This window comes from Allolucifera butyrica (assembly GCF_900476375.1).
Lineage (GTDB): Bacteria > Bacillota > Negativicutes > Sporomusales > UPPP01 > Lucifera > Lucifera butyrica.
This window is the reverse complement of the sequence record NZ_UPPP01000053.1, coordinates 18,679-34,111: the sequence shown is the minus strand read 5'-3', so window position 1 is coordinate 34,111 and position 15,433 is coordinate 18,679. Positions and strand designations below refer to the sequence as shown.

General features: G+C 52.2%; 3 protein-coding genes. All 3 read left to right on the top strand.

Features of this window, described 5'->3' with window-relative positions:
• Positions 1-22: 22 nt before the first annotated feature.
• Positions 23-4,015 carry a non-ribosomal peptide synthetase gene (locus LUCIF_RS01605; RefSeq protein WP_122626129.1) on the top strand — a complete coding sequence of 1,331 codons (3,993 nt, stop codon included), beginning with the start codon at positions 23-25 and terminating at the stop codon, positions 4,013-4,015.
• A gap of 80 nt (positions 4,016-4,095) precedes the next feature.
• The gene (locus tag LUCIF_RS01600) at positions 4,096-14,148 is read left to right on the top strand and encodes a non-ribosomal peptide synthetase (RefSeq protein WP_122626128.1); all 10,053 of its coding nucleotides are present in this window, start codon (positions 4,096-4,098) and stop codon (positions 14,146-14,148) included.
• 5 nt (positions 14,149-14,153) lie between these two features.
• A complete protein-coding gene (locus LUCIF_RS01595; protein ID WP_122626127.1) occupies positions 14,154-15,428 on the top strand; it encodes a hypothetical protein in 1,275 nt (424 codons plus the stop codon).
• The last annotated feature ends 5 nt before the right edge of the window (positions 15,429-15,433 follow it).

The window sequence follows — 15,433 nt, the reverse complement described above, 5'->3', positions numbered from 1 at the left end:
CCATATTAAGGAGGGAAGCAACATGCTGTTGGATAAACATTCCCAGAATATTGCCGTAGCCAGCGGCGATTATGAAGAAGAAAAAAATTATTGGCTGGGCAAGTTGGACGGGGAGATCAATCCCGCCGGATTTCCCGGCGACAAGGTTCCCAATGACCGGGAATATGTTAAAGGAATCTTTAAGAGTACCTTTCCTGACAATATTTTTAGAAGCATACGGCGATTGACCAATCAATCCGAATATGCCGTCTATGTAATGCTGTTGTCGGGGATACAGTATCTGCTGTACCGGTATACGGATAACAGCGATCTTTTGATTGGTATGCCGATATTTAAGCAGGATGCGGATGAGGTGTATTTTAACAGTATGCTGCCCCTCAGAAGCAAGCTGGATACGGCAGACACTTTGCAAGATCTTCTGGCTAAGACCAAAGACCTTGTCATGGAAGCGGATAGTTACCAAAACTATCCGCTGGATAAAATTTATGGACAGCTAAATTTGGGCTTGGCCGACAGCGGGGAGCTAGCCTATAAAACGGTTGTCTTACTGGAGAATATTCACGAGAAAAAAATCAGTGATGATTTGCAAAGCGATACCCTATTTTCCTTCTTACTGAGCGGCAATTCCCTGACGGCTACGGTGGAATATAATGCTGCTCTTTATACGGCGGAGAGGATTAAACAGGTAATTCATTACCTGTTTAATTATTTCCGGGAAGTGGCGGAGGATCCGCAGATTAAACTGGCAGCCATCGAGATGTTATCACCGGCCGAAAAAAGACAGATTCTCCTTGCTTTTAATGATACGGCAGCTTCCTACCCGCATCAGCGGACCATTCAAAGTATGTTTGAAGAGCAGGTTGAAAAAACTCCGGACCGTGTTGCCGTAACCTTTCAAGAGCAGCGGCTTACTTACCGGGAACTCAACGAAAAGGCGAATCAACTGGCAAGAGAACTGCGGCAAAATGGTGTGAAAGCCAACCATATCGTCGGCATTATGGTGGAACGTTCTTTGGAAATGATCATCGGTATTCTCGGCATCCTCAAAGCCGGGGGGGCCTATTTGCCCATTTCGCCCGATTATCCTGCCGAACGGATCCACTATATGCTGGAAGACAGCGGAACCGAAATCTTGTTAACGCAGAACCGGCTGCAGAGCAGGCTCTCCTTTAAAGGCCGGATCATTGATCTGGAGGCTGCAGGCATCTATTGCGGCGATGGTTCCAATCTGCCGCCGGAACATACTTCGCGCGATTTGGCTTATGTAATCTATACTTCCGGTTCAACGGGCAAACCCAAAGGGGTTATGATTGAGCATTATTCCGTTATCAACCGGATTCACTGGATGCAGAAGTTTTATCAATTGACGGAGCAGGATGTGATCCTCCAGAAGACGCCTTTTACTTTTGACGTGTCCGTATGGGAACTTGTCTGGTGGTTTTTTACCGGTGCCAGCGTTTGTCTGTTAAAACCGGGAGGCGAAAAGGAACCGGCGGAAATTGTCAAGGCCATTGAGAAAAATAAGGTAACCACGCTGCATTTTGTGCCCTCCATGCTGAGCATTTTCTTACATTATATAGAGCAACAGCCGGATTTAGCCAGGCTGGTCAGTCTGAAACGGGTATTTGCCAGCGGCGAAGCCCTGAATCCGGAGCATGCCAATCAATTTAACCGGCTGTTTGCCGACCGGGGCGTTAAATTAATCAATTTATACGGCCCTACGGAGGCAACCGTGGATGTGTCGTATTTTGACTGTTCAACCGGCGGCAGTCTGGAAACCGTTCCGATCGGCAAACCAGTCGATAATATTAAGCTGTATATCGTAAATAAAAATAATAAGCTGCAGCCCGTAGGGGTAGCGGGGGAACTATGCATTGCCGGCGACGGTTTGGCCAGAGGCTATCTGAACAAGCCGGAACTGACGGCGGAAAAGTTTACCGCCAACCCGTTTGTTCCCGGCGCTAGAATGTACCGGACCGGCGATTTAGCCAGATGGCTGCCGGACGGTAATATCGAATTTTTAGGCCGGATTGACCATCAGGTAAAAATCAGAGGGTTCCGGATTGAGCTGGGAGAAATCGAGACCGAACTGGTAAAACAGCCTTTCGTAAAGGAAGCCGTTGTCGTTGCTAAAACGGGCAAAGACGGCGATAAATATCTTTGCGCTTACTATGTGGCCGAACGGGAGCTTACGGTACCGGAACTGCGGGACCACTTAGCCGCCAATTTACCGGATTATATGATCCCGGCATATTTTGTCCCGCTGGCGGCGATGCCACTGAGTCCGAACGGCAAGGCGGACCGTAAGGTCCTGCCGGAACCAACCGGTCCGGTTAACACCGGCGTCGAATATGTTGCACCCGTCAGTGAAACGGAAGCAATCCTGGCTAAAGTATGGCAAGAGGTGTTGAAGGTCGACAGAGTGGGCAGGAAAGATAATTTTTTCAGTCTGGGAGGGGACTCGATTAAGGCGATTCAGGTTTTGTCCCGTCTGAGCCAGTACGGACTGACCCTTGATATGCGGGATATATTCAAGTATCCCGTAATTGAAAAGCTGGCGGACCAGGTAAAAGTGGCAAGCCGGAAGGCTGAGCAGGGAATCATCCGGGGCGAAGTGGGTTTTACTCCGATGCAGCACTGGCTGCTGGCGCAAAATTTTCCGGACCGGCATCATTTTAACCAGGCCGTCATGTTAGGCGGCAAGAACCGGTTTGAGGAAAGTTGTATCCGCCGGGTCTTCGCCAGGCTGGCCGAACATCATGATGCGTTGCGGCTGGTTGTAAGAGCCGGGCAAGATGGCCGCACCGTCCAATTTAACCGGGGCCTGGAAGGAGACTTGTTTTCTTTGGAAACGGTCCATTTGCTAGACAGTGAAAATTACCGGGAAATCATAGAGCAAGAGGCCGAGCGGCTGCAAGAGAGTATTGATCTTGCCGAGGGACCGCTGGTTAAGCTGGGGCTGTTTAAGACCAAAGCCAGGGACTATCTGTTAATCGTTATTCATCATCTGGCCATTGACGGAGTCTCCTGGCGGATCCTGCTGCAGGATTTTTTCACCGGTTACAGGCAGACATTACAGGGTGAGGAAATAGCGTTTCCGGACAAGACGAGTTCCTTTAAAGATTGGTCGGACGGATGCTATCTGTATGCTAACAGCCGTGAATTGCTGAGTGAGACGGAATACTGGCAGGGAATGGAGAAAGCCGCTGTAAAGCCGCTGCCGAAAGACAGAACGGCTAAAGAAAAAAAGAGCGCGGCCAATGCTCATATTCAACTCCGGCTGACGGAAGCGGAAACGGAACGCTTGCTCAGACAGACAAACGCTGCTTACACCACCGAGGTAAATGATATCCTGCTTGCCGCGCTCGGGCTTACGGTTAAAGAATGGGCCGGGGTGGACAAGGTAATGGTCAATCTGGAGGGACACGGCCGGGAAGAAATCATAAAGGGGCTTGATTTAGCCAGAACCATTGGCTGGTTTACCGCCCAGTATCCTGTCGTGCTGGACATGAGCGGCAGCCGGGACCTGGCGTACCGGATCAAAGCAGTGAAAGAAACCCTGCGGCAGATACCGAACAAAGGAACCGGCTACGGGATTTTGCAGTACCTGACCAGGCCGGAAAACAAGCAGACTCTTAATTTCCAACTGAAGCCGGAAATTAATTTTAACTATCTTGGACAATTTGACGGCGATGTGATTACAGAACTGTTTGACATAGCGGACATGCCGATAGGAAGATTGATTTCCCCATCCATGGAAAATCTGTATGCCCTGGATATCAGCGGCATGGTTGTCAAAGGAAGGCTAACCTTGCATTTTACATATAGTCAAGCGGAATATGAAGAAGAAACCATAGTTCATTTTGCCGATCTTTATTTGCAAAATCTAACCCGTATTACCGACCATTGCGCGGCATGCGACACCAGTGAGATGACCCCCAGCGACTTTACGTTAGCCGATATTTCGCTGGAAGGTCTGGAGGCGCTGGAAGCCGGCTTGCGTGATATTGAGTAGTAGTCGCACAATTGAGCGGCATTCATTAAAATTAGGGGGATCCTCTGTTTATTTTAGCAGAGCGGCTGGGAGGGAGTTTTATGAGTAAGGAACGGCCCAAAGAGAATAAAATAAAAGATATCTATCTGTTATCGCCCATGCAGGAGGGCATGCTGTATCATTCGCTGCTGGACCAGGAATCAAACGCCTATTTTGAACAAAGCAGCCTATCCGTAAAAGGCAAGCTGGATATTAGGGACCTGGAAGCCAGTCTGAATTGGCTTATTGCCAGATATGACATATTGCGGACTGTTTTTATATATGAAAATGTGGACAAACCGGTCCAGGCTGTTATGAAAACGCGCCAGGCGCAAATTTGTTTTGAAGATATTAGCCAGTTGCCGGCGGGGGAAAAGAAACCGTTTATGGAAGAATTTAAACAGGCGGACCGGCGGCGGGGCTTTGATCTAAGGAAGGACCTGCCGCTGCGGATCAGTGTGCTGAAAACGGACAACGAATCCTACGAACTGATTTGGAGCTTTCACCATATTATTATGGATGGCTGGTGCATGGCAATTATCCGCCGGGAATTTTTAGCGATTTATAATTCATTAAGGAAAAACAGCGAACCCGATTTGCCCAAGGTTTATCCCTACAGCGATTATATTAAATGGCTGGCGAAACAGGACCGGCAAGAAGCCGCGTTATACTGGCAAGAATATTTAACCGGTTATGAGGAAACGGCTTCGCTGCCGCAGTTTGGCGGCACAGGCGCCGGGAAAAAATATGAACCTGCCGAAGTCTCTTTTCGGCTGACGCAGCGTACCCGAAAGGGCCTGGAAGAGCTGGCCGGAAAAAACAGTGTCACGTTGAATACCGTGATCCAGGCTGCCTGGGGAATCCTTCTGCAGCAGTATAATGACGTCGCTGATGTGGTGTTCGGGGCTGTCGTATCAGGCAGGCCGCATGAGATTGCCGGCATCGAAACGATGGTGGGTTTATTTATCAATACCCTGCCGGTCAGAATCCAGTGCGGCCAAGAGGACACCTTTACCGGATTAATCAAGGCAATTCAGCATTCCGCCGTAGAATCGGAACGCTACAGTTACTATCCACTGGCTGAAATCCAGGCCAAAACAAGTCTGAAAAGCAACCTGATCGACCATATTGTCGCTTTTGAAAATTATCCGGCCGAAGCAGGACTCAATGCTGCTGAGGCAGGCATTACCATTGGCGCGGCCGAAGCGTATGAACAGACAAATTATGATTTCAACCTGATCGCCGTTCTCAGCAATGAGTTGATTATAAAATTCAAGTATAACGCACTGGTATATGAGCCGCGTTTTGTTGCGCAGCTAAAAGGTCATTTCTTGGCGGTTATAGACCAGGTACTGCGGAACCCTGCGGTATCGGTAAAGGATATTGACTTATTGACGGGCGAAGAGCGGCAGGAACTGTTAGATGGTTTTAACCGGACCCGGACGGAATATCCGCAGAACCGGACTGTCGTCGGCCTGTTTGAAGAACAGGCGGCGAAAGTCCGGGACAATACGGCGGTTACTCTGGGTATGGAGCGGCTGAGTTATCAGGAATTAAACGGCAAAGCCAACCAGCTGGCACGGCAACTGCGGCAAAAAGGAATCAAAGCCAACCACGTCGTGGGGATACTGGCGGAGCGCTCCCCGGCAATGCTGGTCGGACTGCTGGGCATTCTGAAAGCCGGAGCGGCCTATCTGCCCATTGATCCGGACTATCCGGCGGAACGGGTCGGCTACATGCTGGCGGACAGCGGCGCGACGGTTCTCTTAACGCAGCGGGATCTAGCGGGGAAAACCGCCTTCACCGGCGAAACGGTTGATTTGGAGGACCATCAATTGTATAGCGGCGACCGGACCAATCTTTACCTGCAACAAAAGCCGGACGATTTAGCCTATGTGATTTATACTTCCGGTTCGACGGGCAAACCCAAAGGGGTGGAGATTGAGCACGCCAGCCTGGTAAACCTGATCACCTGGCATCAGCGGACCTATAGCCTTAGCGCAGCAGACCGGGCCACTCTGCTGGCCGGTCCGGCCTTTGACGCTGCGGTGTGGGAAATCTGGCCCTACCTGACCGCCGGGGCGGGATTATACATTCCCAATCAGGAAATTCGGTCCTCCCTAAGCGGTCTGATCCGGTGGCTCAGGGAAACCGGAATTACGGTCAGCTTTATGCCGACGCCCCTGGCCGAGGCGCTCTTAGGGGAAGAATGGCCGGCGGATGCGCCGCTGCGGGCCCTGTTGACCGGCGGAGATCAGCTGCACCGCCGCCCGCCGCGGAATCTGCCTTTTGACCTGGTCAACCATTACGGTCCGACCGAGAGCACGGTGGTGGCGACCTGCGCCAAAGTAGACCCGGCCGGGGCCGGTGATATGCTGCCGTCAATCGGCCGGCCGATTGACAATACCCGCATCTATATTGTGGGAAAAAACAATCAACTGCAGCCGGTAGGAGTGGACGGGGAACTTTGCATCGGTGGCGACGGTCTGGCCCGGGGCTATTTGAACCGGCCGGAACTGACGGCGGAAAAGTTCATCGCCAATCCGTTTATACCCGGTGAGCGGATGTACCGGACAGGTGACCTGGCCCGGTGGCTGCCGGACGGCAGCCTGGAGTATCTGGGCCGCATGGACCAGCAAGTCAAGATTCGCGGTTTCCGGGTGGAACTGGGTGAGATTGAGGCGGAACTGGGTAAACATCCGGCGGTCAGGGAAACGGTAGTTCTGGCGAAGGACGATGGCGCCGGCGGAAAATATTTGTGCGCTTACCTCGTAACCGGCCGGAAAGTGGCCGTGGCCGAACTGCGGGAGCATTTAAACCGGGGACTGCCGGGCTACATGGTGCCGGCGGCATTTGTCGAGCTGGCGGCCATACCGCTGACGCCGAACGGGAAGATTGACCGGAACGCGCTGCCGGAACCGGAGGCCGGTATCCATACGGGGACGGAATATGTGGCGCCGGCCAATGAAACGGAAGCAAGGATGGCCCGGCTTTGGCAGGAAGTGCTGGGCGTCGAAAGGGTAGGAATGAAAGATAACTTTTTCGAGCTGGGCGGCCATTCGCTGAAGACGATAACCCTGGCGGCGAGAATTCACAAAGAATTTGGCGTCGAGGTATCGTTGACGGACCTGTTTAAAGCGCCGACCATCCAGGAGCTGGTCAAGAATATGGCGGGGAGGGCGGCAACTGATTACGGGGCCATCGAACCGGCGCCCCGGCAGGAATATTATCCCGTTTCTCCGGCGCAAAGGCGGATGTTTATTCTGCAGCAGTTTGGCAGCAACGATACGACCTATAATTTACCCGGCGTATTCAAGGTAGAGGGCCTTTTAGACAGGCAGCGGCTGCAGGATGCGCTGCAAAAACTGATTCAACGGCACGAAACGTTGCGAACTTCTTTTGAATTCGCCGGCGGCGAGCCGGTACAGCGGGTGCACCCGGACGTTGCGTTCGCGATTGCCAGTCTGCAGGGGACCGAAGCCGATATTGACAGTCTGCTTAAAACGTTTATCCGCCCCTTTGATTTAAGCCAGACACCGCTGCTGCGGCTGGGCCTGTTGAAACTGGCGGCGGACCGGCATGTTTTATTCTTTGATATGCACCATATTATTTCGGATGGGGTATCCATGGGCATTTTAGTCAAAGAACTGGCTGATTTATACCGGGGACAGGGATTGCCGGAACTCAGAATCCAATATAAAGATTATTCGGTTTGGCAAAACAAAATGCAGCAGGGAGAGCGGCTTAGAAAGCAGGAAGAATTTTGGCTGCAGACCTTTGCGGGAGAGGTGCCGGTGCTCAATCTGCCCGGCGATTATCCGCGGCCGGCGGTTAAAAGCTTTGCGGGAGACCGGCTGCGGTTTGTGCTGGAAGACCAGTTGACCGGCGAAATAAATAAACTCACCCGGCAGACCGGAACAACGTTATATATGGTGCTGCTGGCAGCGTTCAATGTGCTGCTGGCCAAATACAGCGGCCAGGAAGACATCGTTGTCGGTTCGCCGATTACGGGCCGGCCCCATGCCGATTTGGAGCATCTCGTCGGCATGTTTGTCAATACGCTGTCACTGCGGAATTTTCCGGCAAAAGATAAAAACTTCCTGCATTTTTTACAGGAAGTAAAGGCAAATGCCCTGGCTGCCTATGAACATCAGGATTATCAGTTTGAAGACCTGGTGGACAAACTGGCGCTGCCGCGGGATTTAAGCCGGAATCCGTTGTTTGATGTTATGTTTTCCCTGCAAAACAGGAGGGAATCAGCCGCCCAAATTGGTGACCTGCAGTTCAGTGCGGTTCCGTTTGCCCATAAAACCGCTAAATTTGATTTGAATATCGAAGCAGTCGAAATGGGCGGCCATTTAGAAATTACTCTGGAATACTCTACCAAACTGTTTAAGCGGGAAACGGCGGCAAGATTGGGACGGCACTTTGTCAATCTACTGCAAAGTATCGTAATCCAGCCGGCAGAAAAACTGACGGATCTCGAAATGCTGACAGAAGACGAGAAAAAACAGCTGTTGCAGGAATTTAACCAGACCGGAAAAGTCTATCCCCGGGATAAGACGGTGCAGGAACTTTTTGAAGCGCAGGCGGCTAAAACGCCGGCCAACATAGCGGTGGTTTTTGCGGGAAAACAATTGACTTATCAGGAACTAAACAGCAAAGCCAATCAATTGGCGAGGGTCTTGCGCAGCAAGGGAGTCCAGCCGGACAGCATTGTCGGCATTATGGTGGACCGGTCGCCGGAAATGATGCTCGGCATTCTGGCTATACTGAAAGCGGGCGGCGCTTATCTGCCGATCGATCCGGATTACCCGGCGGAAAGAATCCGTTATATGCTGGAAGACAGCGGGGTTACGCTCCTCTTGACGCAGAGCCGTCTGGTTGCGGCGGTCCCCTTCAGCGGCCATACCATCGATGTGGAGCATCCGGGACTGTATACGGGGGATGCCGCCAATTTGCCCTTAATAAACAGGCCGCGGGATTTGGCTTATGTAATCTATACCTCCGGGTCAACAGGGAACCCCAAAGGGGTTGAAATTGAGCATCATTCCCTGATAAATATGCTGAGCTGGCTGCAAAACCGCTACCCCCTGACCGAAGACGATGTGATTCTGCAAAAAACGCCTTTTACTTTTGATGCATCGGTGTGGGAACTGTTTTGGTGGGGAATGGCCGGAGCCCAGCTTTGCTTTTTAAAACCCAAAGGCGAAAAGGACCCGGCGGAAATTGTTCAGGCGGTCCGGGAAAATAAGGTTACCATTGTCCAATTTGTTCCTTCCCTGTTAACAATGCTTTTGGAATACATGGAAGAAAATAATATAGCGCCTTTGGCGAGTCTAAAAAAAGTGTTCGCCGGCGGGGAAGCGCTGCAATACCAGCAGGTTGCAAGATTTCATAAACTGTTTAACCAACAGCCGGCAGTCAAACTGATTAATCAATATGGACCCACGGAAGCAACCATCGACGCCTCGTATTTTGATTGCGGGCCGGAAAGGGAAACGGAGTCCATCCCCATCGGCAAACCAATTGACAATACCCAATTGTATATCCTGGCGGAAAACAATCAACTGCAACCCATTGGCGCGGCGGGGGAGCTTTGTATCGGCGGGGACGGCCTGGCCCGGGGCTATTTGAACCGGCCGGAGCTGACGGCGGCAAAGTTCGTGGCCAATCCGTTTGCGCCCGGTGAACGGATATACCGGACCGGCGATTTGGCCCGGTGGCTGCCGGACGGCAATATCGAGTATTTGGGCCGGATTGACCATCAGGTAAAAATACGGGGTTTCCGGATTGAGTTAGGAGAAATCGAAACGGAACTCTTAAAACAGCCGTCGGTCAGAGAAGTGGTCGTTATGGCCAGGAAAGACAGAAATGGCGAGAGATATTTGTGCGCTTATTTTACGGCGGATCAGGAGCTTACCATCGAGGAACTGCGGCGGCACCTGGCGAAAAAGCTGCCGGATTACATGGTTCCGTCCAGCTTTGTGCAATTGGAAAAGATGCCGCTGACGCCAAACGGCAAGATTAACCGGCAGGTTCTGCCCGAACCCGACGGCAGCCTGAATACGGGAATCGTTTACGTAGCTCCGCGGAATGAAATGGAAGCCAAACTGGTCCAAATCTGGCAGGATGTTTTGCAAGTGGCCAAGGTGGGGATTGACGATAACTTTTTCGCTTTAGGCGGCCATTCCTTAAAAGCAATCACCCTGGCAACTAAAATTCATAAAGAGCTGGGTGCCGACGTATCGCTTACGGAACTGTTTAAAGCGCCGACTGTCCGGGAACTGGCCAAAGCGGTTGAAAGTACGGCTGAGAATGATTATGCCAGTATTGAGCCGGCAGCCGGACAGGAATATTATCCGGTCTCTTCGGCGCAGAAGCGGATGTTTATTCTCAACCGGTTCCAGGCGGAGGATACAACGTATAATATGCCGGCCGTATTCAGGGTAACCGGTATATTAGACAAACAGCGGCTGGAGGATAGTCTGCAAAAACTGATTCAACGGCATGAAGCATTCCGGACTTCTTTTGAAGTTCTCCACGGTGAACCGGTACAACAAATTCACGCCGGAGTAGAATTTACCGTCGAGCGGATTTCCGGGACGGAAGCAACGATCCCGGCAATAACGCAAAACTTTGTCCGCCCCTTTGATTTGAGCCAGGCACCGCTCTTAAGAGCGGGACTGGTCGAACTGGCTGAAGAGGAACATGTGTTGCTGTTTGATATGCATCACATCATCGGTGACGGGGTGTCCCTGCGAATACTGGTTAAAGAGCTGACACAGCTTTATGGCGGACAGAAGTTGCCGGCGCTGCGGGTTCAATATAAAGATTTTGCCGTTTGGCAGAATGCTATGTTTCGGACTGAGGCATTTAAAAAACAGGAAGCCTACTGGCTGCGGACTTTTGCCGGGGAACTGCCCGTACTTACCCTGCCTGGCGACTATCCGCGGCCGGCGGTCAGAAGTTTTGAGGGCGGCCGGCTAACCTTTTCATTGGGAGAAGAAGTGACGGAGCAGTTAAACCGGCTTGCCCTGGAAACCGGGACAACCCTGTATATGGTGCTGCTGGCGGCCTATAACGTGTTGCTGGCCAAATACAGCGGCCAGGAAGACATCATCGTCGGTTCGCCCATTGCCGGCCGGCCCCATGCGGATTTGGAAAATATGGTCGGCATGTTTGTCAATACCCTGGCCATGCGTAACTATCCGGAACAACAAAAAAACTTCCGGCAATTCCTGCAGGAAGTCAGGGCTAATGCGCTGGATGCTTATGAGCATCAGGATTATCAGTTTGAAGAACTGGTGGACAAGCTGGATATACCGCGTCAGTTAAACCGGAATCCGCTGTTTGACACCATGTTTGCGCTGCAAACCGCGGATACGGCGGCTCTGCAAATGGATGGCCTGCAATTTTCTCCCTATGAGGTGGAACATAAAACGGCTAAATTTGATTTGACCCTGGAAGCGATGGTACTCAACAACCGGCTGGAATGCCTGGTTGAATACTATACCCAGTTATTTAAGCCGGCAACGGCGGAACGGCTGGCCGAACACTTTATGGCGGTCCTGAGCGCAATTATAGCGCAGCCGGACAGCAAGTTGGCGGATATTGAACTTTTGACGGCGACGGAAAGAGAGCAGCTTTTGGCCGGCTTCAATCCGGCGACAACGGAGTATCCCCGGGATAAAACCATCCCGGAATTATTCGAAGAACAAGCCGCGCAAAACCCGGACCGGATTGCCGTGACCTTCGGCGACCGGCAGCTCACCTATGCCGAGCTGAACCGCCGGGCCAACCAGCTGGCCCGGGCGCTCCGCCGCCGCGGCGTCACGGCCAACACCATCGTCGGCCTGCTGCTGGACCGCTCACCGGCCATGATCACCGGCATCCTGGGTATTCTGAAGGCCGGCGGGGCTTATCTGCCCATCGACCCGGACTATCCGCCGGACCGGATTGCTTATATGCTGGCCGACAGTGGCGCCCGGCTCCTCATTACCCGGCCGGAACTGTCCACCGCGGCCGGCTTTGCCGGCGACCTCCTCGATGTGGACGATCCGGCCCTGTACCAGGGCGATACGGCGAACCTGACCAAAGAAAATACGGCCCGGGACTTGGCCTATGTGATCTATACTTCAGGGTCGACGGGGAAGCCCAAAGGAAATCTGACTATGCACACCAATGTGGTGCGGGTCGTCAAAAATACGAACTACATTACGATAACCGGCAGTGACGTACTGCTGCAGTTATCCAACTATGCCTTTGACGGTTCGGTGTTTGACATCTACGGCGCCCTGTTGAACGGAGCCAGACTGGTGCTGATTGACAAAGCGGCGGTGCTGGATATGCCCCGGCTGGCCCGGATCATCGAAACCGAACAGGTAACGGTCTTCTTTATTACCACGGCCCTGTTCAATACCCTGGTGGATGTAAACCTGGAAAGTCTGAAACAGGTGCGGAAAATTCTGTTCGGCGGGGAAGCGGCTTCGCCCCGGCATGTGAAGAAAGCCTTCACGGCGCTGGGAAAAGGCCGGGTGGTGAACATGTACGGTCCGACGGAGACGACCGTATTTGCCACGTACCATGAAATCAACGGCCTGGCGGATACGGAAGGAAACATTCCCATCGGCAAGCCGGTGGCCAATACCCGTCTCTATATTCTGGATCCGGAGGGAAGGCTGCAGCCCGTGGGAGTGACGGGAGAGCTGTGCATTGCAGGGGACGGTCTGGCCCAGGGATATTTAAACCGGCCGGAACTGACGGCGGAGAAATTTGTTACCGACCCGTTTGTAACGGGAGAGAGGATGTACCGGAGCGGGGATCTGGCGCGCTGGCGTCCGGACGGCACGGTGGAATTTATCGGCCGGATGGACCATCAAATCAAGCTGAGAGGGTTCCGGGTGGAACTGGGCGAGATTGAGGCGGAACTGTTGAAACAGCCGTCCGTAACGGAAGCGCTGGTGGTGGCGAAGCAAGAGGCCAGCGGCTACCAGTATCTGTGCGCGTATATCGTGGCGGAAAAGGAGGTGGCGGCGGCCAGGCTGAAGGAGGAATTGCAGCAAAGCCTGCCGGATTATATGATTCCGGCGAGCGTGATGCAACTGGCGAAGATGCCGTTGACGCCGAACGGGAAGATCGACCGGAAGGCGCTGCCGGAACCGGCGGGAGGAATCCGGACGGGAGCGGAGTACGTGGCGCCGCGCAATGAGGCGGAAGCGAGAATGGCGCAAGTGTGGCAGGAAGTTTTGGCAGTGGAAAAGGTAGGCATAGAAGACAACTTTTTCGAACTCGGCGGCCATTCCCTGAAAGTGATTGCCCTTGTCGCCGGAATCAGCGAGAAGATGGGAATGACAATTCCCTATGAACAAATTTTTAAAACCCCTACGGTCAAACAGATTGTCCAGTATGCGGCAACGGCGGCTTCGGTCAAACAAGTATTTAATAATTATACCGTGTTTAAAGCCCGGGATTGCAGCCGGCGCAATTTATTTTTCTTCCCGCCGGCGGTACCTCTGGGATTAATCTACCGGCATCTGGCGGATGAATTGGACGACTGCACTTTATATTGCTTTAATTTAGCGGCAGGGGAAGATAAAGTGCAAGAATACGTAAACGACATTACTGGCATACAGCCCCGGGGCCCGTATATACTGGCCGGTTATTCCGCCGGGGGAGTCTTGACGTTTGAAGTCGCCCGGGAATTGGAGCGCCAGGGTTATGCCGTGGCGGGGATCCTGCTGATTGATTGCCAGTATGCGAAAATACCGGACGAAAGTATAGGACTTTTAATGGAACGGGTCGACCGATTTTTAGAAGATATGGCCGTTGCGGCGGCGGAAAAAAGCAGTATAAAGAAATTCCTTGAGAAGAATACGGTGAATTATTTGCGATATCTTAATTCACTGATTCAGGACAGCCGGATTGCCGCCGATATTTATCATATTTATTCCCTGCAGAAACCGGACCTGTCCGTGGTTGACGAATGGGGGCCAAAAACTGCGGGGGGATTTGCCAAGTATGAAGGGCCCGGACCCCATGATTTGATGCTGGAGCCCGGTTATGTCGCTGAAAATGCCAAAATTTTGCGCGGGATTATCCGGAAGATGGGGTGAGGAAGATGGAACTGGTGCAACTGGCAGGTCTTTATTTTTTGGGAACCGAGGAATTTAATTCTTCGAACTGTATGATGTCAACCGTAGTGTTAAAAGAGAAAATTGATATGGCAAAACTGGCGCTGAGCTACCGGCAGCTCATTCTGGAGAATCCCTTGCTGCAGACGAAAATTATCGAGTGTCCGGCTAAAAACCGGTTTACCTGGGGACGGTTCAGCGCCGGGGAAGTGGAATGGCTGCTTTGCTTTGAGGAACGGCAGCTGAGCCAGCGTTATGATCAGGAGGCTATTCTAAAACAGTATTATCCGACCAATGCCCGCCTGCCTTTCTATATCTCGGTGGTGGCGGAAAATACCGTAATCATCTGCATGAATCATATTCTGGCCAATGGCCGCTGCTTCATTTACTGGATTCAAAAATGGCTGCAGTATTATGCCGGTGACCAGCCCGGCGACAGAAACGGCGGTCAACTCACCGATGCAACCTGGCGGGACAAAAGTTTACATTGGCTGAAAAGGACCGGAGCCTTCTTATGGCTGCCGGTCTTTCTTGCCGCTTTTTTGCTGAAAGGCGGCAGGAAAGCGGTGCAGGACACGGTGGATTTAAGCCGCGGCAAGCAGCCCGCAGAAAGCAATGAGTATGCCGTTAAGTCCTACGGTTTCAGCCGGGAAGAAACAGCAGCGATCCGGTCGCGGTGCAAGGCCAAGGGAATGACCTTAACGGAATATATGTGCGGTAAGCTGGCGCAGGGATTTCTGCAGCATGACCCGGACAAACAGCGGGTTTTGGTTTCCATGCCCATGGACATGCACGCGCTGATGCCTTATTCGCCGGAGGATACCTACGGCAATTTAATAGTCAGTTTACCGGCGCAGTTTTTCCGGGCCGGTGAGATGGAAAAACAGGTAAAGTCCGTATTCAAGTGGTTTAAAAGAGGAATTCCTTATAGTCTGTCCTGTCTGTTTGCCGCCATTTCTCCGTCCTATGAAAAAGTGAAATTACGGTGTTTAAAGCTTTGCCAAAAGCCGGTGCCGGCCAGGTCTCCGCTGGGAAACTTCACGCTTACCTATTCCAGTTTAGGAGTTATATCGTATCCGGTGCTGGAAAAGATGGTCGATGCCATCTATTTTTATTTTAAACCCCAAGCCATTCTGGTGGCGTCTTCCATCCTGGGCGGAAGGCTGTACATGCAGGTGAGTTTAACCCGGGACCTGTATAATGCCGGGGAAGTATTTGCGTTGTTTGACCGGCTGCTGGCAATGGAAAATTTGGTGGACTGAAAAGA

Bases quoted from the DNA above. Each gene is read 5' to 3' on its own strand.
- LUCIF_RS01605 (WP_122626129.1), top strand. From the start codon at position 23: ATGCTGTTGGATAAACATTCCCAGAATATTGCCGTAGCCAGCGGCGAT.
- LUCIF_RS01600 (WP_122626128.1), top strand. From the start codon at position 4,096: ATGAGTAAGGAACGGCCCAAAGAGAATAAAATAAAAGATATCTATCTG.
- LUCIF_RS01595 (WP_122626127.1), top strand. From the start codon at position 14,154: ATGGAACTGGTGCAACTGGCAGGTCTTTATTTTTTGGGAACCGAGGAA.